The 23084-nt window shown below is 65.7% G+C and carries 20 protein-coding genes; 10 read left to right on the forward strand and 10 right to left on the reverse strand.

Going from position 1 to position 23084, the window contains the following annotated elements; genetic code table 11:
- Nucleotides 1-271: 271 nt before the first annotated feature.
- Together AC0Z6F_RS21965 and AC0Z6F_RS21970 are read right to left on the reverse strand one after the other, a co-directional pair.
- Nucleotides 272-1675 (reverse strand): mannose-1-phosphate guanylyltransferase/mannose-6-phosphate isomerase, encoded by a 1404-nt coding sequence (locus tag AC0Z6F_RS21965; RefSeq protein ID WP_004141875.1) that lies wholly within the window; start codon nt 1673-1675, stop codon nt 272-274.
- 11 nt (nt 1676-1686) lie between these two features.
- Nucleotides 1687-3033, reverse strand: a complete 1347-nt coding sequence (locus AC0Z6F_RS21970) for a phosphohexomutase domain-containing protein (RefSeq protein ID WP_485618567.1) — start codon at nt 3031-3033, stop codon at nt 1687-1689.
- 229 nt (nt 3034-3262) lie between these two features.
- On the opposite strand from AC0Z6F_RS21970, the gene AC0Z6F_RS21975 reads away from it, so the two are divergent.
- From AC0Z6F_RS21975 to AC0Z6F_RS22000, 6 genes are read left to right on the forward strand one after another with little or no spacing between them, the layout of a single operon-like run.
- Nucleotides 3263-4219: a UDP-glucuronic acid decarboxylase family protein gene (locus AC0Z6F_RS21975; protein ID WP_012509987.1), complete on the forward strand. Its 957-nt coding sequence runs from the start codon at nt 3263-3265 to the stop codon at nt 4217-4219.
- 10 nt (nt 4220-4229) lie between these two features.
- The gene (locus AC0Z6F_RS21980) at nt 4230-5174 is read left to right on the forward strand and encodes a glycosyltransferase (protein WP_065722731.1); all 945 of its coding nucleotides are present in this window, start codon (nt 4230-4232) and stop codon (nt 5172-5174) included.
- The gene (locus tag AC0Z6F_RS21985) at nt 5152-5556 is read left to right on the forward strand and encodes a GtrA family protein (protein WP_004141946.1); all 405 of its coding nucleotides are present in this window, start codon (nt 5152-5154) and stop codon (nt 5554-5556) included. The genes AC0Z6F_RS21980 and AC0Z6F_RS21985 overlap by 23 nt, the downstream gene beginning before the upstream one ends.
- On the forward strand, nt 5553-6152 hold the full coding sequence (locus AC0Z6F_RS21990; RefSeq protein ID WP_197584818.1) for a hypothetical protein: 600 nt from the start codon (nt 5553-5555) through the stop codon (nt 6150-6152). The genes AC0Z6F_RS21985 and AC0Z6F_RS21990 overlap by 4 nt, the downstream gene beginning before the upstream one ends.
- A 49-nt stretch (nt 6153-6201) precedes the next feature.
- Complete coding sequence (locus AC0Z6F_RS21995) at nt 6202-6627, forward strand: hypothetical protein (protein WP_004141952.1); 426 nt, start codon at nt 6202-6204, stop codon at nt 6625-6627.
- Complete coding sequence (locus AC0Z6F_RS22000; RefSeq protein WP_485618564.1) at nt 6602-7804, forward strand: hypothetical protein; 1203 nt, start codon at nt 6602-6604, stop codon at nt 7802-7804. Before AC0Z6F_RS21995 ends, AC0Z6F_RS22000 begins: the two co-directional genes overlap by 26 nt.
- A gap of 30 nt (nt 7805-7834) precedes the next feature.
- Here AC0Z6F_RS22000 and AC0Z6F_RS22005 read toward each other — a convergent pair whose 3' ends face one another.
- Complete coding sequence (locus AC0Z6F_RS22005) at nt 7835-11149, reverse strand: DEAD/DEAH box helicase (protein WP_180889407.1); 3315 nt, start codon at nt 11147-11149, stop codon at nt 7835-7837.
- A gap of 160 nt (nt 11150-11309) precedes the next feature.
- Here AC0Z6F_RS22005 and AC0Z6F_RS22010 point away from each other — a divergent pair, with 160 nt between their 5' ends.
- Together AC0Z6F_RS22010 and AC0Z6F_RS22015 are read left to right on the forward strand one after the other, a co-directional pair.
- The gene (locus AC0Z6F_RS22010) at nt 11310-12041 is read left to right on the forward strand and encodes a CoA transferase subunit A (protein ID WP_012509993.1); all 732 of its coding nucleotides are present in this window, start codon (nt 11310-11312) and stop codon (nt 12039-12041) included.
- 1 nt (nt 12042) lies between these two features.
- Entirely contained in the window at nt 12043-12675 is a 633-nt protein-coding gene (locus AC0Z6F_RS22015) for a CoA transferase subunit B (RefSeq protein ID WP_012509994.1), read from the forward strand.
- A 10-nt stretch (nt 12676-12685) separates the two neighbouring features.
- Here the strand turns inward: AC0Z6F_RS22015 and AC0Z6F_RS22020 are convergent, their stop codons facing one another.
- Complete coding sequence (locus tag AC0Z6F_RS22020; protein ID WP_012509995.1) at nt 12686-14746, reverse strand: glycoside hydrolase family 99-like domain-containing protein; 2061 nt, start codon at nt 14744-14746, stop codon at nt 12686-12688.
- A 116-nt stretch (nt 14747-14862) separates the two neighbouring features.
- On the opposite strand from AC0Z6F_RS22020, the gene AC0Z6F_RS22025 reads away from it, so the two are divergent.
- Nucleotides 14863-15450 (forward strand): alpha-ketoglutarate-dependent dioxygenase AlkB family protein, encoded by a 588-nt coding sequence (locus tag AC0Z6F_RS22025; protein WP_012509996.1) that lies wholly within the window; start codon nt 14863-14865, stop codon nt 15448-15450.
- A 71-nt stretch (nt 15451-15521) separates the two neighbouring features.
- Here AC0Z6F_RS22025 and AC0Z6F_RS22030 read toward each other — a convergent pair whose 3' ends face one another.
- The 4 genes from AC0Z6F_RS22030 to AC0Z6F_RS22045 are packed head-to-tail and all read right to left on the reverse strand — an operon-like array spanning nt 15522 to nt 19040.
- A complete protein-coding gene (locus AC0Z6F_RS22030; RefSeq protein WP_012509997.1) occupies nt 15522-16163 on the reverse strand; it encodes an ABC-type transport auxiliary lipoprotein family protein in 642 nt (213 codons plus the stop codon).
- Nucleotides 16160-17086: an MlaD family protein gene (locus tag AC0Z6F_RS22035; RefSeq protein ID WP_012509998.1), complete on the reverse strand. Its 927-nt coding sequence runs from the start codon at nt 17084-17086 to the stop codon at nt 16160-16162. Before AC0Z6F_RS22035 ends, AC0Z6F_RS22030 begins: the two co-directional genes overlap by 4 nt.
- Before the next feature lie 3 nt (nt 17087-17089).
- Nucleotides 17090-17917 carry an ABC transporter ATP-binding protein gene (locus AC0Z6F_RS22040; RefSeq protein WP_485618560.1) on the reverse strand — a complete coding sequence of 276 codons (828 nt, stop codon included), beginning with the start codon at nt 17915-17917 and terminating at the stop codon, nt 17090-17092.
- A gap of 1 nt (nt 17918) precedes the next feature.
- Entirely contained in the window at nt 17919-19040 is a 1122-nt protein-coding gene (locus AC0Z6F_RS22045) for an ABC transporter permease (RefSeq protein ID WP_012510000.1), read from the reverse strand.
- Nucleotides 19041-19132: 92 nt separating this feature from the next.
- Here AC0Z6F_RS22045 and AC0Z6F_RS22050 point away from each other — a divergent pair, with 92 nt between their 5' ends.
- Nucleotides 19133-20392, forward strand: coding sequence for a threonine/serine exporter family protein (locus tag AC0Z6F_RS22050; protein WP_004142069.1), 1260 nt, complete (start codon nt 19133-19135; stop codon nt 20390-20392).
- Nucleotides 20393-20522: 130 nt separating this feature from the next.
- Here the strand turns inward: AC0Z6F_RS22050 and AC0Z6F_RS22055 are convergent, their stop codons facing one another.
- Both AC0Z6F_RS22055 and AC0Z6F_RS22060 read right to left on the reverse strand, forming a co-directional pair.
- Complete coding sequence (locus AC0Z6F_RS22055) at nt 20523-20906, reverse strand: H-NS histone family protein (protein WP_004142140.1); 384 nt, start codon at nt 20904-20906, stop codon at nt 20523-20525.
- A gap of 222 nt (nt 20907-21128) precedes the next feature.
- Complete coding sequence (locus AC0Z6F_RS22060; protein WP_012510001.1) at nt 21129-22832, reverse strand: proline--tRNA ligase; 1704 nt, start codon at nt 22830-22832, stop codon at nt 21129-21131.
- Between the last annotated feature and the right edge of the window lie 252 nt (nt 22833-23084).

Genomic DNA, 23084 nt, shown 5'->3' on the forward strand with positions numbered 1-23084 from the left:
ACAGCAACTTCAACGAGTCCGAGGGCGTGCATGTGATCCGCACGCCGCGCCATGCCGGCGTGCTCAGCCCGATCGTGCACACCATCCCGGTGCAGTTGCTGGCATATCACACCGCACTGGCGCGTGGCACCGACGTGGACAAGCCGCGCAACCTGGCCAAGAGCGTGACGGTGGAGTGAGAAGAGATGGAGTCCAGAGCCGCGCTGGCTCTGGTTTCCCTCAAGCTTGGGGAATGCGGTTGCAGGCGCCCGCTAGCCGGGCAACAGGGACATCAACTCCGCCCGTAGGTATCCTCGAACCGCACGATGTCATCCTCGCCCAGGTAGCTGCCCGACTGCACCTCGATCAGTTCCAGCGGCAGCTTGCCCGGGTTGCGCAGGCGATGGGTCACGCCCAGCGGAATATAGGTGCTCTGGTTTTCGCTGAGCAGGATCACCTCATTGCCGCGAGTCACTTCAGCCGTGCCGCTGACCACGATCCAGTGCTCGGCGCGATGGTGATGCATCTGCAGGCTGAGCGTGCCGCCGGGCTTGACGGTGATGCGCTTGACCTGGAAGCGCTCACCATTGTCGATCGAGTCGTAGGCACCCCAGGGGCGGTAGACCTTGCGGTGCCAGGTGGCTTCGCTGCGGCCTTCGGCCTTCAGCTTCGCCACCACCGTCTTGACCTCCTGCATGCGGTCGGCCTTGCCGACCAGCACCGCGTCATCGGTCTCGACCACGATCACGTCATCCAGGCCGACCAGTGCAACCAGGCGCTGCGCATAGGCGTAGGTGTTGCGGCAATCGATGGCGATCACATCACCCTGGTGGGCGTTGCCATCGCCATCCTGCTGCGAGACATCGCGCAGCGCGGTCCACGAACCGACGTCGTTCCAGCCGGCATCCAGCGGAATCACCACCGCATCGGCGGTCTTTTCCATCACCGCGTAGTCGATCGAGTCCGAGGGCACGGCGGTGAAGGCGTCCTTGTCCAGACGGGTGAAGTCGGCATCGCGGCGGGCCTGCTGCCAGGCCTGGCGGCTACTGGCCAGCATTTCCGGCTGGAAGCGTTCCAGCTCCTGCAGGTAGCGCGACGCCTTGAACAGGAACATGCCGCTGTTCCAGTAGTACTGACCGCTGCTCACGTAGCCGGTGGCGGTTTCGAGGTCGGGCTTCTCGACGAAACGCTCGACCGCACGCACGCCCTGTCCATCAGCGGCTTTGATGTAGCCATAACCGGTTTCCGGGCCGGTCGGTACGATGCCGAAGGTCACCAGCTTCCCAGCGTCGGCGGCACTGGCCGCGGCCTGCACTGCACTGCGGAAGGCAGCCTCGTTGGTGATCACATGGTCAGAAGGCAGCACCAGCAGCAGTGCGTCGGCACCGTCACGGGTGGCTTCCAGCGCGGCCACGGCAATGGCCGGTGCAGTATTGCGGCCCACCGGCTCGAGGATGATCGCGGCCGGTTCGGCGCCGACCTGCTGCAGCTGCTCGGCAGCGACGAAACGGTGTTCTTCGTTGGCGATCACCAGCGGGCCATGCGCCGCCAGCGGGGCGACGCGTTGCCAGGTGGCCTGCAGCATGGTCAGCTCGCCCGCCAGCGGCAGGAACTGCTTCGGATACGCTTCGCGCGAAAGCGGCCAGAGGCGGGTGCCGGATCCGCCGGAGAGAATGACGGGCTGGATGCTGCTCATGCGGGCCTCGGTTACTGCTGGATCAGACGGGAAATTTCGTCGGTGCGCGCCTGCATCAACGCAGCGTCACCGCGCGCTTCGACGTTCAGGCGCAGCAGTGGTTCGGTGTTGGAACTGCGCAGGTTGAAGCGCCAGTCGCCGAAATCGGCGCTGATGCCGTCGGTGTGGTCCAGCGCGGGCGACTGCGCCGCGAAGTGCTCCATCACGCGCGCGACGGCGGCCTTGGCATCGTCCACCTTGAAATTGATCTCGCCGCTGCAGGGATAGGCGGCCATGCGGTCTTCAACCCAGTCGGCCAGCGAACGACCACTTTCGGAAACCAGCTGCGCGATCAGCAGCCACGGGATCATCCCGGAGTCGGCATAGGCGAACTCGCGGAAGTAATGGTGGGCGCTCATCTCGCCGCCGTACACCGCATCTTCGGCACGCATCTTTTCCTTGATGAAGGCGTGGCCACTCTTGCACTGAACGGGCACGCCACCGGCCTGCTCGACCATGTCCACGGTGTTCCAGACCAGGCGTGGATCATGCACGATCTTGCCGCCCGGATTGCGCGCCAGGATCGCCTTGGCCAGCAGGCCGACCAGGTAGTAGCCCTCGATGAAGCGGCCGGAATGATCGAAGAAGAAGCAGCGGTCGAAGTCACCGTCCCAGGCAATGCCGAAGTCCGCGCCGTGTTCGCGCACCGCATCGGCGGTGGCGGCGCGGTTTTCCGGCAGCAGCGGGTTGGGAATACCGTTGGGGAAGCTGCCATCGGGTTCATGGCAGATGCGGATGAACTCGAACGGCAGGTGCGGTGCCAGCAGGTCGACGATGGCACCAGCACCGCCGTTGCCGGCATTGACCACCAGCTTCAGCGGCTTGAGCCTGCTGGTATCGACATAGCTGAGCAGGTGCTGGATATAGGCACTCTTGTCATGCTGGGCGACTTGGCCCGCGCGAGGCGGCTGGGCCTCGGAAGTGTCGGCGGCGGCCGCATCGGAAATCGCGAACAGGCCGGTATCCGAGCTGATCGGCCGCGCGTTCTCCTTGACCAGCTTCATGCCGTTGTAATCCATCGGGTTGTGGCTGGCGGTGACCATCACGCCGCCGGCCGCACCCAGGTGGTCGGTCTGGAAATAGACTTCCTCGGTACCGCAGAGGCCGATGTCGATCACCTCGCGGCCGGTGCCGCGCAGGCCGCCCGCCAACGCGTCCTGCAAGCCTGCGCTGGTCAGGCGCACATCATGGCCAAGCACCACCGGGCCGGGAGCGAGCTGCGCGGCCAGGGCGACGCCGATGCGGCGGGCCAGGTCTTCGTTCAGTTCCTCGGGCACGCGGCCACGGATATCGTAGGCCTTGAAGGCGGGCAGGGGCATCAAACCAGTCCATCAGGAAGAGAATCCCGATTATAGCGGGAGGGTCTGCAAACGGCGGGTGAGCCGGGGGCGGATCCCCCTGTGCCGGGGCGCAGGCGGGGGGCGGTCGCGGCTGGGCGGAACATGGCCAGCAGGCAGTTCGCTTACAATTGCGCGCTGAATACCGAGGGTGTGGCCTGTCGTGGCCACCGCCGATTGGCCTGCTGCTCCAGAAGGTTCGAGGATTGCTTTGAAATTCACTCACGATCAGAAGCGCGTGCTGGTGACCGGCGGTGCCGGCTTCCTGGGGTCACACCTGTGTGACCGCCTCATTGCGGCCGGCCATGACGTCCTCTGCGTGGACAACTTCTACACCGGCAGCAAGGCGAACGTGGATGGGCTGCTGGGGCACCCACGCTTCGAGCTGATGCGCCACGACGTGACGTTCCCGCTGTACGTGGAAGTGGATCGGATCTTCAATCTGGCCTGCCCGGCCTCGCCGATCCACTACCAGCAGGATCCGGTGCAGACCACCAAGACCAGCGTGCATGGTGCAATCAACATGCTCGGCCTGGCCAAGCGTCTGCGCGCGCGCATCCTGCAGGCCAGCACCAGCGAGGTCTATGGCGATCCGGAAATCCATCCGCAGGTGGAGGGCTACTGGGGCCGGGTCAACCCGATCGGTATCCGTAGCTGCTATGACGAAGGCAAGCGCTGTGCGGAAACCCTGTTCTTCGACTATTGGCGCCAGCATCAGCTGGAAATCAAGGTCATGCGCATCTTCAATACGTATGGCCCACGCATGCACCCCAACGATGGCCGCGTGGTCAGTAATTTCATCGTGCAGGCGCTGAAGGGCGACCCGATCACCATCTACGGTGACGGCAGCCAGACCCGTAGCTTCTGCTATGTCGACGATCTGATCGAAGGCATGCTGCGCCTGATGGATTCGCCAGCCGACCTCACCGGCCCGATCAATATCGGCAATCCGGCCGAGTACACCATGCTGGAACTGGCTGAAACCGTGCTCCGGCTGGTCGGTGGCTCGTCGAAGATCGAGTATCGCCCGTTGCCTTCGGATGATCCGCGCCAGCGCCAGCCGGATATCAGCCTGGCCAGGGCCGATCTTGGCTGGGAACCCAGAGTCGGCCTGGAGGACGGCCTGAAGGAAACCATCGCCTACTTCCGCCATCGGCTGCAGGCCTGAGGTGCCGACGATGCGCAAGATTGTGGTGATGCCGGTCTATGAGGACCTGGAAGCGTCTTCGAAGCTGTTCATCGAGCTCGCCCGCACGCAGGGGCCGGACACCTATGTTGTGGCTGTCGACGACGGCTCGGTACGGCAACCACTGCCGATCAGTGCCATCGAGGCCTCAGGACTGGAAGGCGTGGTGATCCGCCTGCGGCGCAACGTCGGGCACCAGCGGGCGATTGCCATCGGCCTGAGCTATGTGGCCGAACACTTTGATGGCGACAACATCGTCGTGGCCATGGATTCCGATGGAGAGGACACGCCTGAGAGCATCACCGCGCTGGTTGCCGGCCTGGATTCGGCCGATGTCGACGTGGTTGTGGCCAGCCGCCGGAGCCGGGTGGAATCGTTGAGGTTCAAGGCCTTCTACGTGGTGTACAAGCTTCTGTTCTCGCTGCTCAGCGGGAGGCAGATCAGTTTCGGCAATTTCATGGCAGCGAAAATGTCAGCGGTGCGCCGGTTGGCATCGATGCAGGAGCTCTGGATCCATGTTGCGGCCTGCGTGCTGGGGTCCAAGCTGCGCGTGCAGACCTGCGCGCTGGATCGGGGGCCACGCTACGCCGGCCGCAGCAAGATGAACTTTGTCGGCCTGGCCCTGCACGGGTTTCGCGCGCTGATGGTGTTTGCCGAGGATGTGCTGGTGCGCGTGGGCATCGCCTGCACCGTGGTGGCGGCACTGTCGATCACCGGCGGTGTCGTCGCAACCGTGCTGAAGATGCTGGGCTTTGCATCTCAAGGGTGGTTCTCGCTGGCATTCGGCATTCTGGTGCTGGTGTTCCTGCAGACGGCCGCACTGACCCTGATCATCCTCATGCTGTCGGGCATGATGCGCAGCGGTGGCGTGCTTGGCGTCGGCAGCTATCGTGAATTCGTCGACGAGGTCCTGCATGCCACCCGTCGTAGCGCGTAAGGACGCGCTGGCTGGCCAGTTCATTCGTTATGTGATCAACGGCCTTGCCGCCACGGCCGTTCACTACGGGGTGCTGCGCTTCAACATCGAGGTGCTGCACATCCCGCTCGCCGCGGCGGCCAATGCTCTGGCAGCGGTGTTTGGCATCATCGCCTCGTTCCTTGGCAGCCGCTATTTTGTCTTTCGCGGCAGACAGGGAAACGTGGCGCGGCAAGGCTCGTTGTTCCTGCTGGTCTATGCCGGCATCGCCCTGTTGCATGGGCTGGTGATGTACGTTTGGGCAGACCGGTTGCAGCTGGATTACCGTATCGGTTTCGTGCTGGCCACGGGCATGCAGATGACCATCAGTTTTGCTGCCAATAAATTCCTGGTGTTCAAATGAACAGATACCTGCGCGCCGTATTGGCGACCGTCATCTTCGTGGTTGCCCTGCTGCTGGTCTACTACGTGCATATGCGCCACTTCCGGGTGAACGTGGTGCTGTACGCCAGTATCCTTGATGCGGTGATCGCCCTTGTGGTCGTGTTCGCAGGGCTGTATCTGCTGAAATGGTTCCGCGATTTCAGTCGTCTGGAGCTGATCCAGCTCGCGGCCATCTGGCTGCTGGGCGGCTACGTGTTCGCGATCTCCGTACCCACAGTGATTGATCGGTCGCTGTCGTTCTACATTCTGGAAAAGCTGCAGCAGCGTGGTGGTGGCATCCGCGAGGATGCATTCCGCGAGGTCTTCACCGAAGAGTATGTGCGTGAGCATCATCTGGTGGAGGTGCGTTTGACCGAGCAGCTGCAGTCCGGCACGGTGCAGATCGATGGCGGCTGTGTCAGGTTGACAGCCCGGGGTGAGCGCTTGGCCTCATTCAGTCGCTTCTACCGGAAAAACCTGCTGCCGACCCATCGCCTGTTGATGGGCCAGTACACCGATGCGCTGACCGATCCTTTCCGCGACAGCCGGATGCCGACTGACTACCGTTGCCAGTAGTACGCGCGTCCTGGCATTCGTCCAGGATCCATCGCTTTCCCGTCCTTTCATGGAAGACATGAGTAACCTATCCGTTCGCAGACGCCCTTCGCCCTGGCAATGGGCTGCCGCCGCCTTGCTGGGCGTGTTGCTGGTCCTCGCCCTTGCTTCGGTGGCGCGCCGCTCGCACTTCGAAACCCCTCTGCTGCGCCAGGCGCTCGCTGAAGATGCAGGCTTTGCAGCGTCCGTACCGCGCGAGGTGGTGGATGCTCGTGAACTGATGCGCGCGCAGCGCGAGGATCTCTCGCCGTTGTCGCTTGGGCAGGGTCTGAAAGACGACCCGTTGCTGCAGCAGCGCATGTGGGAGGCGCTGTATCCGGCGCGCTTCAGCGATGCCGATACGCCACATCGCCTGCTGAAGGCGGATGACCCGCTGGCTGCCACCTGCCAGGTTCTCGACAGGAGGGGAAATGTCGTTCTTGCCAACTGCCGTTGAACTGGGACGCCGTGCGGCGCTGGCCATGCTGGCCTCGTTGCTGTTGTGCTATGCCCTGGCGGCCACAGGCCTGATGGGGTGGCCGGTGCTGGTTGCCTTCGCTATCTTCCTGGTCAGTGCCTTGCTGGCGCTTCCCGCGGTGCGTGATCTGCGCGTGTCGCCGTTGGTGCTGCTCGCCTGCGCACTGGTGCTGATCGCATTGGGCAGTCCCAGTGACGGCTGGGACCCGCGGTCGATCTGGCTGTTCCATGCCAAGCGCATCTTCCTGGAGGGCTCGCTGTATGCCCAGCTGGACGACTACGCGCCGTGGAGCCACAACGACTATCCGGCGCTGGTACCGTTGCTGATGGCCTCTGCCGCGGGCCTGCTGGGGCACTGGAACGAGCTGCTGCCCAAGGCTGTGGCCCCGTTGCTGCTGCTGCCTGCCTTGCTGTTGATCGCGCCTAGCCTGCGCTCGCGCTGGTTGGTGGCGCTGTTTGCGTTGTTGCTGCTGAGCACGGGCCGCGAGATGCTGCTCAACGGCTACATGGATGCGCTGGTGGCAGTCTATGCAGTCGCGGTGGTGGCAACCGCTGTCCGCGCCCGCACGACGGGCGGTAGGCCGCGTGCTGGTGAGCTGATCGCATTCGTCCTGCTGGTGGCCGTGCTCTCGATGCTGAAGAACGAGGGCGCCGTGCTGGCTGCCGTACTCACAGCATCCGTGCTGGTGGATGGCCTGTTGCGGGAGCGCCGCCTTGCTTGGCACATCGTCCTTGCCGTGCTCGTGGCCCTGTTGCCGCTGCTGGCATGGAAGCTGAGTGTGGACGGAGCGGGCGTTGGCAATGATCTGGCGGGCAGCGACATGAAGGGCCAGCTGCTCGCTCGCCTGGTCAGCGATGGTGGGAGTCAGCTCATCCTCAAGCGACTGCTCCTGGATGCCTGGGTACTGGTTCCGTTGCTGTTGTTGGCAGTGTTCTGGCGACGGACGTTGCGCACGCCGGTGGCGATGACGTCGCTGCTGGCGGCGCTGGCTTACGCCGCGGTGCTGTTCCTCGTCTATCTCGGCACGCCGCATGACCTGGATTGGCACCTGCGGACCAGTGCGGATCGTGTCCGCCTGCCCGTGCTCCTGCTGTTGGCCTTCGCGATGCTGTCCGTGTTGGGGCGGCGCGCAACCCCGGTGGCTCGAGCCGAATGATGTCGCGGCGTTGGCCGCAGCCCCAACGCTCTAGCGGACCTTGCTTTGCCGGCCGGCCTTGCGTCGCGCCGGCAAAGCACCCGGCAACGGCGCCAGCAGCGCCTGCACGTCCTCTTCGCTGAAGCGCGGTCCGGCGCTGCCGCCGCCTTCAAGAATCGATTCGGCCAGCATCGCCTTGCGCTCCTGCAGCTCGGCGATCCGCTCTTCGATGCTGCCGGCGGCAATCAGCCGGTAGACGAACACGGGCTGCTGCTGGCCGATGCGATGGGCGCGGTCACTGGCCTGGTTCTCGGCGGCCGGATTCCACCAGGGATCGAAGTGGATGACGGTGTCGGCGGCGGTCAGGTTCAGCCCTACGCCGCCGGCCTTCAGGCTGATCAGGAACAGCGGCACCTCGCCCTGCATGAAACGCTGCACCGGCGTGACCCGGTCCTGGGTATCACCGGTCAGGGTTACATAGGCCAGGCCCAGCCCGTCGAGCGCCTGCGCAATCAGCGCCAGCATGCCGGTGAACTGCGAGAACAGCAGGATGCGGCGGCCTTCCTCGACCATCGACGGCAGCATCTCGCGCAGCAGCTCAAGCTTGGCCGAACCGGCATTGCGTGCCGGCGTTTCGCCCGGCAGCAGGCGCGGATCGCAGCAGACCTGGCGCAGCTTCAGCAGCGCATCCAGTACCCGGATGTGGCTGCGTGCCAGTCCGCTGTCGCTGATGGCCTCGCGGACCTGCTTCTCCATCGCCGCACGTACGGTTTCATAGAGATCACGCTGCCCGCCCTCCATTGTCACCGCACGGGTGATGAGGGTTTTCGGCGGCAGTTCGGCGGCCACCTGGTCCTTGCGCCGGCGCAGGATGAAGGGGCGCAGCCGCTGCGCCAGCAGTTGGGCACGGCGCTGGTCGCTGCCGCGTTCGATGGGGTGGCGCCAATGCTGGTTGAACAGCTTTTCACTGCCGAGCAGCCCGGGCAGCAGGAAGTCGAACTGCGTCCACAGTTCGCCCAGATGGTTCTCCAGCGGCGTACCGGTCAGGCACAGGCGATGACGCGCCTGCAGCGTGCGCAGCGTGACCGCCGCCCGCGATTTCGGGTTCTTCACCTGCTGTGCCTCATCCAGGATCAGCAGGTGGTAGGAATGCGCCTGCAACGCCTGCTCGTCGCGCCACAGCAGGGGGTAGGTGGTGAGCACGAGGTCATGTGCGGGAATCGCGTCGAACAGCGTCTCGCGGGCCGGTCCGTGCAGGGTCAGTACGCGCAGGTCAGGGGTGAAGCGTGCCGCTTCGCTCTCCCAGTTGTGCAGCAGCGAGGTCGGCACCACCAGCAGCGCCGGCCGGTCCAGGCGGCCACTTTCCTTTTCGACCAGCAGATGGGCCAGGGTCTGCAGGGTCTTGCCCAGGCCCATGTCATCGGCCAGCACGCCGCCCAGCCCCTGCTGGCGCAGATACTGCAGCCACGACAGGCCTTCGCGTTGGTAGCTGCGCAGCGTCGCCTGCAATCCCGCAGGCGGTGCCACGTCTTCCGGTGCTGGCGCCTGCAGCAGGCGCTGCACGAGTGCCTGGGTGTCCTTGTGACCCCGGAACTGCAGGTGTGCATCGTCCTGCAGCGCCTGCAGGCGGCCGCGGTCGTGCGCCGACAAGCGCAACGGTGCACCACGCTGGGTAAACAGGTCGGCCAGCAGGGCCATGATCGGCTTCAGTCGCGACGCCTGCAGCGCCAGGCGCGTGTTGCCGCTGGCAGTCAGCAGGATGTTCTCGTCATCGCCAATGGCGTCCAGCTGGCCGCGCGACCAGCGCGGATCGGCGTGCAGCACCTGCTGCAGCAGCGGAACCATGGACACTTTGCGGCCATCCACCTGGATCTCCAACCCCAGGTTGAACCAGCCCGCGTCCTCCGGGTCTGCCTGGATGTCCAGATCGATCTCATCCACCCGGGTGATGCGATGGCGGAAATCGTCATCCGTCTCCACCTTCCAGCCGAGGGCCTCCAGTCGTGGTACATCGCCCAGAAGGAATCCGGTCCAGTCATGGGTACGCAGCTGGAATTGAGGGCCTGCGCCATCCAGAACCGCGCGTGGCTGCGGGTCGCGGTGCAGCTTCACACTGCGCAGCTCGCCTTCCCGTCGCGCTTCTTCAGCCAGGTCGCGGGGCAACAGGGCCAGCCGGCCCTCGGTGTCGTGGGCGAACAGGCTCGGGTCATCCAGGAACCGCACATGCTCGTCGTACTCGAAGGCCACGGTCGCGATATCGGCCCATTGCGACGGGTCGCGGCGGCCGAGCCATGCCGGCCGGAACTCAATCGTATGCAGGCGCAGCACGGGGATCATCGCGCTGATCTGCAGGGTGGGCAGCGTGTCGCTTGCACCGGGGCGCGGCAGGGCAGGGTCGATCTGTTGCAGCATCTGTGCGACCACCGCTTCTTCGTTGGGTAACAGATTGGGCAGGCTCAGGAAGGCGTCGGCGTCCTCGGCCCTGACATCCAGCAGCAGCGGACCGACCTCGCCGGTGACCGGGTCCAGATAGCACGCACTCCGGCCCAGGACCACGCCTCTGGCGCCGCCCTCCACGCTCAACGCGGGTTCCAGCAGCGTCGCGCCCTGCGTCATGCCAACGGTCCAGCCCAGTTCGCCGCGGCGTGGAGCTCCTGACCGGGCCGGCACGTCGCCGTGCGTACCGCAGGAGACCCAGCCATGGCCGCTGGAGACGATCAACTGCAGGGTGGCCGCGAAGTCGATCCATTCGTCCTTCGTCGCGGGCTGCCGCTGGGTGCGTAGCTGGATCATCACCGCCAGATCAGTCGGCGTGAGATATGCCGGAGGATCCAGCAGCAGGTCCGCGGTGATATCCATCCACTTGCCCGTGCTGATCGCACCATCGGTCCCGTACTTGACGCGCCGGACCAGCACGGCGGGGTGGTGGTTATAGGTGGACAGTTCGAAGATGACACCGTTCCGGCGTGGCTGGGCCGGCTGGATCCGCGCGCTCTGCCAACGCGAAAGCTCCGCCAGCAGTTCAGGACGCGGCGGTTGCGTCAGGTTCTGTTCGGTCAGGGGGCTTTCGTCGTCCATGGCAAGCGAATCCAGCATGTACGAGACCAGCACCGCCGCCACATGCTTGCAGGTGCGGCCGACGGGGCAGGAACAGGCACTCTGCAGGCGGCTGCGCGCGGTGCGCGTACTGGCCGTCAGATCGATCTCCACGTAGTAGGGATGCCTGGCCGAACCCTGTACCTCGGCCGTCAGCAGGCCATCGCGGAGTTGCCGGTTGCGCACGCCACCCAGGCACTGCTCGCTTTTCTGCAGTGTCCATTCGTCTATCCAGCGGAACAGGTCTTCGTCTGTGAAGGTCGGCGTCATCGTAGATGGAGGGGCGCAGGCGCTGCAGCACCCTTCTGCGTGGAATCGGCCATTCTACCCAATGCCCGCCTGGTGCTCCGTCAATGCTGCGGCGCATCCAGGCCCTTCGCCGCCCTCCAGCTAGAATGCGGTCATCCTCAACGTGCAGGGTAGTACAGCAATGCAGCAATCGACTTCCACCGGCAAGCGCGGCAAGCGCTTCGCCAGTGCGGCGGAGGCCCTGCAAGGGGTGGTCGCCGATGGCCAGACGCTGGCCGTGGGCGGCTTCGGCCTGTGTGGCATTCCCGAGGCCCTGATCGCCGCGCTGCGCGACAGTGGCGCCAAGGGCCTGACCGTGATCTCCAACAATGCCGGCGTCGATGGTTTCGGCCTGGGCCAGCTGCTGGAAACCCGGCAGATCAAGAAGATGATTTCGTCCTACGTGGGCGAGAACAAGGAATTCGAGCGCCAGTTCCTGGCCGGCGAGCTGGAGCTGGAATTCAATCCGCAGGGCACCCTGGCCGAGCGCCTGCGTGCCGGCGGTGCGGGCATCCCGGCGTTCTTCACTGCCACTGGCTACGGCACGGTGGTGGCCGAGGGCAAGGAAACCCGCGAGTTCGACGGCAAGCACTACGTGATGGAGACCGCGCTGCGTGCCGATGTCGCGCTGGTCAAGGCGTGGAAGGCCGACGAAGCGGGCAACCTGGTGTTCCGCAAGACCGCGCGCAACTTCAACCCGGCCTGCGCGATGGCCGGCAAGGTCTGCATCGTGGAAGTGGAGGAGGTGGTGCCGGTGGGCGCCATCGATCCGGACCAGGTGCACCTGCCGGGTATCTACGTGCATCGCATCGTGCACAACCCGCATCCTGAAAAGCGTATCGAACAGCGCACCATCCGCGCGGAGGGCAACTGACATGGCGTGGACCCGCGATGAGATGGCGGCACGTGCCGCACGCGAACTGACTGATGGCGCCTACGTGAACCTGGGCATCGGCCTGCCGACCCTGGTTGCCAACCACATCCCCGAAGGCGTGGACGTGTGGCTGCAGTCGGAAAATGGCCTGCTCGGTATCGGCCCGTTCCCGACCGATGCCGAAGTCGATGCCGACCTGATCAACGCCGGCAAGCAGACCGTGACCGCACGCGCCGGTGCCAGCTACTTCGGCAGCCACGACAGCTTCGCGATGATCCGCGGCGGCCACGTCAACCTGGCCATCCTCGGCGCCATGCAGGTCACCCACAAGGGCGACCTGGCCAACTGGATGGTGCCCGGCAAGATGGTCAAGGGCATGGGCGGCGCGATGGACCTGGTGGCCGGCGTGCAGCGCGTGGTGGTGCTGATGGAGCACACCGCCAAAAACGGCGAACACAAGATCCTGGCCGAATGCACGCTGCCGCTGACCGGCGTGGGCGTGGTCGATCGCATCATCACCGACCTGGCGGTGTTCGACGTGACTGACAAGGGCCTGTTGCTGGTGGAAGCGGCGCCGGGCGTCAGCGACGACGAACTGAAGGAAAAGACTGGCGTGGCGTTCGTTCGCGCGTGACGCCGGAGGTTCAGCCCCCGCGGGCATATGGGTAGCCCGCGGATGCTGGTTGTGGGGGGGCGCCGTGCACCTGGGAGGTGTCGCCCACGGAGAAGCCGGCGCACGTGGCCACGGCACCGGTCGCGCGCTCGATGGCATGGGCCAGGGTGCCATCGATCTGGCCGGCTTCGACCTCGAACATGCTGGGCAGCAGGTGCGCATCCAGCAGCGGGCGCAGTGCCTGCAGGCGCACCCAGAACATGCTGCCGGACGCGAACTGACCGTCGCCGGGCGCACCGTCCAGCCCCAGCTGTGCCCACAGCCGCTCCATGCGCTGTGCATTGCCACCGATGTAGTCGGCCACATTCAGCAGATGCCCGGCAGGAGCCATCAGCCCCAGGCGGGGATCGGCTTGGAGATGGGCCAGGTTCGCCGCCGCCTGGGCCGGGCCCAGCAGCGCATCAACCATCTCGCGCCGCCACTGGTCACCGTTGTCGCGATGGGTGGAGCGCTTGGTATGCAGCTTCAGCACCAGCGATTCGTTCTGCTGCAGCAGCCGGTCGGCGGCATGCAGGAAGGGCAGGATGTCGCGGCCGTGGTTGTCGTAGGCCCAGATCTCGGCAGGCAGTCCGTGCGACTCGGTGATCGACTGCACCTGTGCTTGCCGGTCAGATGTGGTGGTGATGACAAGACGTGCCGGAAGCCCGCTGTCCTTCACCGCGCTCAACAGCTCGGGCAGCGCGTCCAAGTGCCAGGCATGGATGACGACGCACGGCCGCGATGGTGCAGGCTGCGAGGGCGTCATTGCGCGGCGGGTGGCCTGCAGCCAGGCATGGCCGAGGCGGGCGTCGGGCTCGAGCACAGCACTTTCCGCCCATTCGTTCCAGGCGTTGATGAACACCATGCGCCTGGCCGGCGGAACATCGCGCAGGCGTCCGTGCACCGTGTCGTGCAGCCAGTCAGCATAGCCGCGCGGCGACGCGTGCAGCAGGACGCGTCCGCGTCCGGGGCGGCGGGCCTCGTTGTCCCAACCCGGATTTACGCCCGGATACAACGGATAGTCCGGTAACGGTGCCGTGCGCATCTGCGCCGCCAGCTCGCGCCAGTCGCGCACGTCGCCTTCGTAGCCGGGGTTGAGCAGGAACTGGGACGTGTTCAGCTGACGTGGAGCGGCTATGTTCGGCGGGAACTCCACGGCGGCATCGAAGCCGATATCGCGTGGGTCCGGGCGCTCGAAACTCTGGACATAGGCCAGATGGATCTCGCCGATGCCATTGTCACGGCACCAGCCGCGCCAGCGCGCGGCCGTGGCCTTGGGATCGGGCAGCAGTTGCGGGCGATACAGCAGCAGCACGGGGTGTCCATCGACCTTCAATGCCCGGCGGTCCCGCAGGTATTCGGCGATGTGGGCGATGAAGGCCAGATCATCCTGCTCGCTGTGCTGCTGGCCGATCAGCACGTCCTGGTTTCGACCATCCCAGCGCCGGGTCCAGTTCTCGTTGGCCCAGCACAGGCAGAAAGGCAGTTCAATCGTGCTGTCGGCCAGCCATTGACGCAGGGGCTGCTCCATCAGCGTGTGGCCACTGAACCAGTAGAAGTAGAAGCAGAAGGCACCGATGCCGTGGTCTGTGGCCAGTTTCGCCTGCGCACGTAGCGTCTCGCCAACGCGAAGGTCGTAGAAGCCCAGGTCGCCGGGCAGGCGCGGTTGTACATGACCCTCGAACTGGGGTAAGGCGCGGCTGACATTGCGCCACTCGGTGAAGCCCTTGCCCCACCACGCATCGTTCTCTTCGAATGGATGGAACTGCGGCAGATAGAAGGCCACCAGCGTGGCTGGCGGTGCTGCCGGCAATGGTGCGTCTTCCGCGGCGGCGTAACCGATCGCCCGTTCATCGGCACGCAGCAGCGCACGCGCACCATCGGCTGCTGCGCCGACACGACCGCGCGGCGGCGGTGGGCTCCAGCTGCCGATGCGGTCCAGGCCTTGGTTGCGCAGGCGATCGCGCAGCGCCGCGGGCATCGGCAGGGCACGGAACAACGCGCGCAGGACGGAGAAGCTGAGCTGGCGGATGCCGGACGCTGCGCCACTCATTGCTGGAACCTGGGAAGGAAGACAGTGCGCATTGTTCGGGACCAGCATCGGGACTGAGCCCATTTTCCGGCAATCGCCGTTGCAACGGCAAATCTGTCCGATGCTACTGTGCTGGCATGCTCTTCCCCCACGACCTGCCCGATGCCGAAGTCCAGCACTTGCCCGGTTGGTTACCGGCGGGCGAGGCCGATGCATTGCTGCTGGCGCTTCGGGCCGAAGTGCCTTGGGAGGTGCATCGCATCCGCATGTTCGGCAACTGGGTGGATTCGCCGCGGTTGAGCTGCTGGATAGGCGATCCGCAGGCCCGTTACCGCTATTCCGGTGCTGAATTCGTGCCGCATCCGTGGCCGCTGTCGCTACAGGGCGTACGTGAGCATCTGGAAACCGAAGGTCTCGGCCGCTTCAACAGCGTGCTGCTGAACCGCTATCGCGGCGGTGGCAACTACATGGGCTGGCACAGTGATGACGAACCCGAACTGGGGCCGTCGCCGGTGATTGCCTCACTGAGCCTGGGCGCAGCGCGGCGCTTCCTGCTGCGCCGTCGCGATGACCCGGCGCGGAAGGCCGAATTCCTGCTTGGCCATGGCGATCTGCTGGTGATGGCGGGGCAGACGCAGAGGTTCTACCAGCACGCGTTGCCGAAGATGGCGCGGGTGCAGGGTGAGCGCATCAACCTGACCTTCCGCTGGATTACGCCGCGCTGAGGAATTTGGGGTCAGTGACGTGGGGTCAGAGCCCTTTCCCGAGGGGGAAAGGGATCCGACCCCTGGTGCGTTCAGCGGGTCACGGTCGGTTGGTCGGCCTGCCCGCTCTGCAGCGTCCAACCGACCACATCCTGCGCCAGCTGCTGCAGGCCACGCTCGAACGCGGCAGTGACCGCCGGCACATCGGTGCTGCCGACCGGCTGCGACTGGCGGAAGGTACGGTCAGCGACCACGCGCTGGTCGGCGACGTGGATCAGCTTGGCGTTGACCTCGATCACCACCGTCGGCGTCGCCTGGCCCTGGTAGTCCGATTCGAAGCGGCGCACGTCGGTGGACAGCTTGTAGTCGGCGCGGATGCCGGCGGTGCTGCGTGCCACGCCACGGATCCGGCCGGAATCCTCGAAGCCGCGCAGCAGGGTGTCTTCGATCATGTCGGTGGCCGGCTGCGCCCAGCTGGCCCCCTTGTAGATCTCCAGCTGCGATGGCGTCGGCCGCACGTTGATGCGCGGGCTGTCGACCATGCGTGCGGCGCTGGGCTTGGCCAGCACCAGCTGCCAGCTGGCCTGCGGCCACGCCGGGTCGGCCTTCACCTGCACCGAGGGCGAGTAAAGCGTCACCGCGGTTTTCTCGCTGCTGCCGAGGATGGAGCAGCCGCCCAGCAGGGCGAGCATCGAAGTGGCCAGCAGCAGGCGCGGAAGGGTGGTCGGGCTCATTGGGGTTCGAACTCCTTCGGGGCGTCGCGGCCAAGCAGGTAGCGCGCGGGGTTGTTCTCGAGGCGGTCGCTGACCCGGCGCAGGTCGCGGATCAGCCCGCGCAGTTCGGTCAGCGTCGGGCCCAGCTGGCCGAGACCGTCGTTGGCGAAGCTGTTGATCGCGGCGCGGTTCTCGCCAAGGATCGAATCGGCGTTGCCGGCGGCCGAGTCGAGCTTGACCAGGGTGCCGTCGAGCTTGTCGATGATGCCCGGCAGCTGCTGCACCAGGTTCTTGTCCAGGCGCTCGATGGTGCCGTTGGTAGTCTTCAGCGTGGTGTCGAGGCTGCGCGCGGCATCGCGAGCGCTGAGCAGCAGCGCCTGGGTACCCTGGTCGCGGTCAGCCAGGCCGCCGCTGATGGTTTCCAGGTTGGCCAGTGTTGCGTTGATGGACGCCACGTTGCGGTCGCTGAGGATCTGGTCCATGCGCTCGACGATGCGGTTGGCCACATCGGTGATGTTCTGCAGGGCCGACGGTGTGGTCGGGATGATCGGTGCCGGGTCCTTGTTGACCGTGGTCAGCGCCGGCGACTGCGGCGTGCCGCCACTGAGCTGGATGATCGACGGGCCGGTCAGGCTGGTGATCGCCAGCTTGGCACGAGTATCGGTCTTCACCGGCGTGGTCGAGTTCAGGCGGATGCGTGCGACCACCTGGCGCGGGTCATCCGGTACCAGGTTCAGTTCGATGATCGAACCGACCGCGATGCCGTTGTACTGCACCGGGCTGCCGACCGACAGGCCGGTGACCGCCTCGCGGAACACCACGCGGTATTCCTGCCAGGTGCGGTCGGAGGAGTACTTGGCGGCCCACAGGCCGAAGGCCAGCAGGGCCAGGCCGGTGATCAGGGTGAACGCGCCGATCAGCACGTAGTTGGCTTTGGTTTCCATGGCTCAGGCACTCTCGATCTGTTCGCCGCGGGCGGCACGCGCGCGCGGTCCGTGGAAATACTCCTGGATCCACGGATGGTCCAGTTTCTCGATCTCCGGCAGCGGCGCATTGGCCACCACCTTGCGGTCGGCGATCACCGCCACCCGGTCGCAGATCGCGTACAGGGTGTCCAGATCGTGGGTGATCAGGAACACGGTCAGGCCCAGTGCTTCCTGCAGGGTCTTGATCAGGCGGTCGAAGGCCGCCGCGCCGATCGGGTCCAGTCCAGCAGTGGGTTCATCCAGGAACAGCAGCGGCGGGTCCAGGGCCAATGCACGGGCCAGGCCGGCACGCTTGCGCATGCCACCGGACAGCTGCGAGGGCAGCTTGTTGATCGCGTCGGCGGGCAGGCCGGCCAGCTTCACCTTCAGCAGCGCCAGTTCGTAGTGCCAGCGCTCGGGCAGTTCGCGGTGGTGCTCCTTCAGCGGTACCTGCACGTTCTCGCCCACCGTCAGCGACGAGAACAGCGCGCCGTCCTGGAACAGCACGCCGGTGTTGCGTTCGATGTGCAGGCGGCTCTCGGCATCGTCGGCGCGCGCATCGCGGCCGAGCACTTCGATCTGCCCGGCATCGGGCACGCGCAGGCCGAGGATCGAGCGCATCAGCACCGATTTGCCGGTGCCCGAACCACCCACCACGCCGAGGATCTCACCGCGGCGCACGTCCAGGTCCAGGTCCTCGTGCACGGTCTGGCTGCCGAATCGATTGATCAGGCCACGCACGCGGATGGCGAGGTCGTGGCCGTCATCGTCGCGCATGGGCACTTCTTCGGGTGTCGGATGCGTGCTCATGTCACCAGTCCATGTGCATGAACCACAACGCCGCGAAGGCGTCGATGATGATCACCAGCGAGATCGTCTGCACCACGCTGGAGGTGGTGCGCTCGCCGACCGACTGCGCCGTGCCTTCGACCTTCAGGCCTTCCAGGCAGCCGATCAGGCCGATCACCAGCGCGAACACCGGCGCCTTGGACAGGCCCACCAGCATGTGCCGCACTTCCATCGTGTCGTGCATGCGGGCGATATACATCTGCGGTGGAATATCCAGGTCGAATGCGCCCACCGTGATGCCGCCGGCCAGGCCGGCGACCATCGCGATGAAGGTCAGCAGCGGCAGCGTGACCAGCAGCGCGAACAGCCGTGGCAGTACCAGCAGGTCGATCGGGTCCAGGCCCAGTGTGCGCATCGCATCGATTTCCTCGCGCGCCTTCATCGCACCGATCTGCGCGGTGAACGCGCTGGCAGTGCGGCCGGCCAGCACGATCGCGGTCAGCAGCACGGCGAACTCGCGCAGGAAGGCGATGTTGACCAGCTCGACCACGTAAATCTCGGCGCCGAAATCGCGCAGGATGGTCGAGCCGAGGAAGGCGATCACCGCGCCGACCAGATAGGACAGCAGCGCCACCAGCGGTACCGCATCCAGCCCGACCTGCTCCATCTGGTGCACGGTGGCGGTCAGGCGGAAACGGCGGGGTTCCTTCACCAGGCGCGCGGCCTTGACCAGGTTCTCGCCGAGGAAACTGCACAGCGCCTTGATGTTGTGGCCGGTGGCATGGACGCTGACACCCAACCGTTCCAGCGCGGCCAGCACGCCGAAATCGCGCTTGGGCTTGGGCCGGTCGTCGGCCACTTCCTCGATGGTGCACACCAGCGCCTGGTGATCCGGACGGAACTGCAGCGCGTCCTCGCCGAGGTCGGCGCGATGGGCCACGCGCAGCACCTGCAGCACGCCCGCCGAATCCATCTTCTCGATGCCGGTGGCATCGATGCCGGTCAACGTGTCGGGAACGTCGCGCAGGACTTCGGCCGCGGCCAGCGCGGTCTTCAGGGTCCAGGTGCCGGACAGGCGGATCAGGCCCGGGTCATGGGCATCCTGTTCGAGCTGGGGGGCGTGGTTCGGGGTCACTTGGGCCATTCGGGTCGCAGCATAACCGTTCTGTATCGGGCTTCGCGTCGAACTCGGATGAATTTCTCCGGTAAGCCCCAGCCTAGGTAATACTACGGCGCATGTCCGCAGACGCTCACACGATCCCCACGCCCCAGGCCACCTACGCACAGCGCGTGGCCTTTGTTTCCGAGATCGCCGGACGCCTGCACAGCTATGGCACAACGGCTCAGCGCCTGGAAACGGCGGTGGTGGCACTGGCCCGCCAGCTCGATCTGGATTGTGAACCGTGGTCGAATCCCACCGGTATCATTCTCAGCTTCAGCGACCCGGCGCAGGCGATCGGCTCCAGTGACATCACCCGCGTGATCCGCCTGGCGCCCGGTGAAAACGATCTGCACAAGCTCAGCGTCGCCGACCATATCGCCGAGGAAGTGGCCAACGGGCGGATGAGCATCGCCCAGGGCCACACCGCGCTGCGCCAGCTGGACAAGGATCCGGGCCGCCGCGGCAAGCTGCGCACCATCCTTTCGTTCACTCTCGGTGCGGCCGGCGTGGCCGGCATGTGGAAGCTGCCGTGGCTGGACATCGCCACCGCCGGTGTCATCGGCCTGATGATCGGCCTGCTCGGCATGGTCACCGATCGCCGCCCGGCCACCCGCGAGGCAGCCGAGGCACTGGCTGCGCTGCTGGCCGGCCTGGTGGCCACGCTGGTGGCGTCCTTCGTCGGCGCGCTCAACCTCAATACGGTGATCATCGCCTCGCTGGTGGTGCTGCTGCCAGGCATGTCGCTGACCAACGCGGTCAACGAGCTGGCCAGCCAGCACTGGGTGTCGGGTACCGCGCGCTTTGCTGGGGCGTTGACCACCATCATGAAGCTCAGCGTCGGCGCAATGATCGCGGTGACCCTGGCCGACGTGCTCGGCCTGGATCCGGTGATCCGTGCGACGCGCCCGCAGGGGCCATGGGTCGAGTGGGGTTCGCTGCTGACCGCGGCCTTCGCTTTCGCGATGCTGTTCAAGGCCAACCGTCGCGACTATCCGTGGGTGATCGCCGCCTCGGTGGCCGGCTATGCGATCTCCAAGTTCGGCGGCCATGCCTGGGGTGCGCCGGCCGGCATCTTCCTGTCGGCGATGCTGCTGACCGCCGGTGGCAACCTGTTCGGGCGCCTCGTTGGCCGCCCGGGCGCGATCATCCGTCTGCCCGGCATCATCATGATGGTGCCCGGCAGCACCAGCCTGCGCGGCGTGCTGACCCTGGTCCAGCAGCAGGACGTAGGCGCCGGCCAGAGTGTGTTCCTGACCGTGCTGAACGTGGTGATGGCGCTGGTTGCTGGCCTGCTGTTCGGCAACCTGCTGATGCCGGCCCGCAAGACGCTGTGATCAGGCGGTAGCGCCGGGCCATGCCCGGCGGATCGGGGAACCAACCGCTGCGCTCGCCGGGCATGGCCCGGCGCTACCTAAAAAAAACGCCGGCTTTCGCCGGCGTTTTTCATTGCATCCCGATCCGGCCTCAGGCCTTCTTGATCAGGAAATCTTCCGGCTTCTTGTTGCCCTTGGCGGTCAGTTCGGCCATCCAGCGCGGCTGCTTGCCGCGACCGGTCCAGGTTTCCTTCGGATTGGCCGGGTTGCGGTACTTCGGGGCAACCTTGCCCAGCTTGCGGCCGGCGGTCTTCGACGGTGCCTTGGCGGCCTTGGCCACTTTGCGCGCGCGCGGGGCCGGGGCATCGCCGAACAGTTCCTCGATGGTGTAACCCTCGGTCTTGGCCAGCTTGATCAGCTGGGCCCGGACCTTGGTGATCGGCCGGCGCTTGGCGACGATGGTCTGCTGCTTCTTGGCGGTGCGGATCAGGGCGCCCAGCTCGCGTGCCGACAGGCCGGTCAGGTCAATGCTCATTTACGGTTACTCCGGAAACTAATGTGTGGACGGGACGAGCCAGTCCATGGCGTCGGCGGACAGAATAGTGATGAATTAATCAGAGCACAAATGCAGGCAGGACAGGGCTTGGCGGCATGCCGGCTGCATTGCGTCGATTTTGACCGGATTATGTCCGCTGCAATATCGATCAGATGAACACAACGCAAAAAAAGACCGGGGCATGCCCCGGTCTTTTCTTGATCAACCCTGCAGGCGCTGCAGCAGGGTGGCCTTGTCCAGGCTTTCCGCTTCGCTGGCGCGGCGCGAGCGGTACTCGTAGGTACCGGCGGCCAGGCCACGTTCGCTCACCACCACGCGGTGCGGGATGCCGATCAGTTCCATGTCGGCGAACATCGCGCCCGGGCGCAGGCCACGGTCATCGAGCGCCGCGTCCAGGCCCGCATCGCGCAGTTCCTGCAGCAGGTTGGTGGCGGCGTCGGCCACGGCGGCGTCCCCCTTCGGGTTGATCACGCACACCACCACCTGCCACGGCGCCATCGCGTCCGGCCAGATGATGCCGGCATCGTCATGGTTCTGTTCGATCGCGGCAGCCACCACGCGCGAGATGCCGATGCCATAGCAGCCCATCGCCATCACCGCGGCCTTGCCATTCTCGTCCAGCACGGTGGCATCAAGCGCTCGGGCGTACGTACGGCCGAGCTGGAACACGTGACCGACTTCGATGCCACGGGCGATCTTCAGTTCACCACCGTCCAGCGCGCGGTCACCGGCACGCACGTTGCGGATGTCGGCCACTTCCGGTTCCGCCAGATCGCGGCCCCAGTTGACGCCGGCCAGGTGGAAACCGGCTTCGTTGGCGCCGACGACGAAGTCGGACATCGCCGCCACTTCGCGATCAGCCACCACGCGGATGGCCTTGGCCGGCGCAATCGGGCCGAGGAAGCCCGGCACGCTGCCCAGGTGCTCGGCGATTTCCGCCTCACTGGCGAAGCGCTGTTCATCCAGGCCGGCAACCTTGGCCAGCTTGATCTCGTTGACCTCGTGGTCACCGCGCACCAGCACCAGCACGAACTGCTGTGCTTCGCCTTCGCCGGCGATCAGCGCCACCGACTTCACCGTGCGCTGCAGGTTGATGCCGAGCAGGGCCGCGACATCCTCGCAGGTCTTCTGGGTGGGGGTATCGACCTTGCGCATGGCTTCGCTGGCGGCCGCACGCGGTGCCGGATCGGCGGCAATCGCCGCTTCCATGTTGGCCGCGTAGTCCGAGCCGGTGGAGAACACCAGCGCATCTTCGCCGGAATCGGCGATCACGTGGAATTCCTGCGAGGCGTCGCCACCGATCGCACCGGAGTCCGCCTGCACCATGCGGAAATCCAGGCCGAGGCGGGTGAAGATGCGGCTGTAGGCCGACTTCATGTTCTCGTACTCGCGCACGAGGCACTCATCGTGCAGGTGGAACGAGTAGGCGTCCTTCATCAGGAATTCGCGTGAACGCATCACGCCGAAGCGCGGGCGGATCTCGTCGCGGAATTTGGTCTGGATCTGGTAGAAGTTGACCGGCAGCTGCTTGTAGCTGGACAGCTCGCTGCGCGCGAAGTCGCAGGCGGCTTCCTCGGCGGTCGGGCTGTAGCAGAAGGTCTGGTCCTTGCGGTCCTTGATCTTCAGCAGCTGCGGGCCGAACTTCTGCCAGCGGCCGGTCTGCTCCCACAGTTCCTTCGGCTGGATGGTCGGGATCTGGAATTCCACGGCACCGGCACGGTCCATTTCCTCGCGGACGATGCGTTCAACCTTGCGCAGCACGCGCAGGCCCAGCGGCGACCAGGTGTACAGGCCGGATGCGAGCTTGCGGATCATGCCCGCGCGCAGCATCAGCCGGTGGCTGGTGAGCTCGGCGTCGCTGGGGGTTTCCTTGGTGGTGTGCAGGTGGAACTGGGAGAGGCGCATCGGCGGCTTCGGATAACGGCAGAGACGCCTATTCTGCCAGCCCGGCCGGGGGGAGGGGTATCGGCAGGGCTGCGCCCTGCACCCGCCTCAAGCAACGTCAACTGCAACAGCAACAGCGGGTTTCCCGTGGGATGGCGGGGTGGGTCCGGTTGCGGGAGACGCCGTAAACCCGTCCATGAAGTGACCCCCGGGAATTGGACACCAGATCCAACCCCGAGGGATACATGAACAGATACGACGCGCGTTTCAAAC

Source organism: Stenotrophomonas sp. 1L-E-5-B-C3, from assembly GCF_057292075.1.

Coding starts and splice junctions, on each gene's coding strand:
- AC0Z6F_RS21985 (WP_004141946.1), top strand. CDS start 5,152: ATGCCACCCGTCGTAGCGCGTAAGGACGCGCTGGCTGGCCAGTTCATT.
- AC0Z6F_RS22020 (WP_012509995.1), bottom strand. CDS start 14,746: ATGAGTGGCGCAGCGTCCGGCATCCGCCAGCTCAGCTTCTCCGTCCTG.
- AC0Z6F_RS21990 (WP_197584818.1), top strand. CDS start 5,553: ATGAACAGATACCTGCGCGCCGTATTGGCGACCGTCATCTTCGTGGTT.
- AC0Z6F_RS21965 (WP_004141875.1), bottom strand. CDS start 1,675: ATGAGCAGCATCCAGCCCGTCATTCTCTCCGGCGGATCCGGCACCCGC.
- AC0Z6F_RS22050 (WP_004142069.1), top strand. CDS start 19,133: ATGTCCGCAGACGCTCACACGATCCCCACGCCCCAGGCCACCTACGCA.
- AC0Z6F_RS22055 (WP_004142140.1), bottom strand. CDS start 20,906: ATGAGCATTGACCTGACCGGCCTGTCGGCACGCGAGCTGGGCGCCCTG.
- AC0Z6F_RS21970 (WP_485618567.1), bottom strand. CDS start 3,033: ATGCCCCTGCCCGCCTTCAAGGCCTACGATATCCGTGGCCGCGTGCCC.
- AC0Z6F_RS22025 (WP_012509996.1), top strand. CDS start 14,863: ATGCTCTTCCCCCACGACCTGCCCGATGCCGAAGTCCAGCACTTGCCC.
- AC0Z6F_RS22045 (WP_012510000.1), bottom strand. CDS start 19,040: ATGGCCCAAGTGACCCCGAACCACGCCCCCCAGCTCGAACAGGATGCC.
- AC0Z6F_RS21995 (WP_004141952.1), top strand. CDS start 6,202: ATGGAAGACATGAGTAACCTATCCGTTCGCAGACGCCCTTCGCCCTGG.
- AC0Z6F_RS22040 (WP_485618560.1), bottom strand. CDS start 17,917: ATGAGCACGCATCCGACACCCGAAGAAGTGCCCATGCGCGACGATGAC.
- AC0Z6F_RS21980 (WP_065722731.1), top strand. CDS start 4,230: ATGCGCAAGATTGTGGTGATGCCGGTCTATGAGGACCTGGAAGCGTCT.
- AC0Z6F_RS22010 (WP_012509993.1), top strand. CDS start 11,310: ATGCAGCAATCGACTTCCACCGGCAAGCGCGGCAAGCGCTTCGCCAGT.
- AC0Z6F_RS22005 (WP_180889407.1), bottom strand. CDS start 11,149: ATGACGCCGACCTTCACAGACGAAGACCTGTTCCGCTGGATAGACGAA.
- AC0Z6F_RS22060 (WP_012510001.1), bottom strand. CDS start 22,832: ATGCGCCTCTCCCAGTTCCACCTGCACACCACCAAGGAAACCCCCAGC.
- AC0Z6F_RS22030 (WP_012509997.1), bottom strand. CDS start 16,163: ATGAGCCCGACCACCCTTCCGCGCCTGCTGCTGGCCACTTCGATGCTC.
- AC0Z6F_RS22035 (WP_012509998.1), bottom strand. CDS start 17,086: ATGGAAACCAAAGCCAACTACGTGCTGATCGGCGCGTTCACCCTGATC.
- AC0Z6F_RS22000 (WP_485618564.1), top strand. CDS start 6,602: ATGTCGTTCTTGCCAACTGCCGTTGAACTGGGACGCCGTGCGGCGCTG.
- AC0Z6F_RS22015 (WP_012509994.1), top strand. CDS start 12,043: ATGGCGTGGACCCGCGATGAGATGGCGGCACGTGCCGCACGCGAACTG.